The 481-nt window shown below is 57.0% G+C and carries 1 protein-coding gene; it reads right to left on the bottom strand.

From position 1 onward, the window contains the following. Positions 1–20: 20 nt before the first annotated feature. On the bottom strand, positions 21–392 hold the full coding sequence (locus M3180_RS22300; protein WP_251671627.1) for an antirestriction protein: 372 nt from the start codon (positions 390–392) through the stop codon (positions 21–23). Between the last annotated feature and the right edge of the window lie 89 nt (positions 393–481).

Here is a 481-nt window from a genome sequence, read left to right as displayed (position 1 = left end):
ATCAACGGATCATTCCCGTTTTAACTCCACACCTGCCAGGCCAGACACTTCAGCACAGTCAGCATGGCGCTGACGCCTGCGGCCTCGGCCGACATTTCGGCGCTCAGGTCCCTGGACAGGATCTGAAAGCGTTTTTTGCCCTCAAACCCCGGCACGGCAAAGCAGCCGCCGTTGCTGGTGTGAAAATATTCCCAGTACCCGCCCGCGTAGTCCTCACAGTGGGACTGCATCCAGTGCGTAAGTAATTGCTGGGCTTTCGGCGCCAGACGACCGAAAAAATCTTCAAAGAAGGTCACGCGCTGACTTGCGGGCACCAGTTGTGCGCTGACGGTTTTTTCCCCTGATGATTCTTTAGATTCTGGAGCCGTGGTGTTGACGTTCTGCTGTGACATGTTGTTTCTCCCGTGTGGTTGCATGTGATGTTTCTCCGAGTTCCGTCGCCGTGGGGGCAGAACGGGCGACCGGGCATCAGGCTGAACGC

It is taken from the genome of Paenibacillus camelliae, assembly GCF_023715345.1.
In the GTDB taxonomy this organism is placed as follows: Bacteria; Bacillota; Bacilli; order Paenibacillales; family Paenibacillaceae; genus Pristimantibacillus; species Pristimantibacillus camelliae.
Note: the sequence above shows the minus strand (reverse complement) of the source record. Positions and strands in the feature narration are given on the sequence as shown.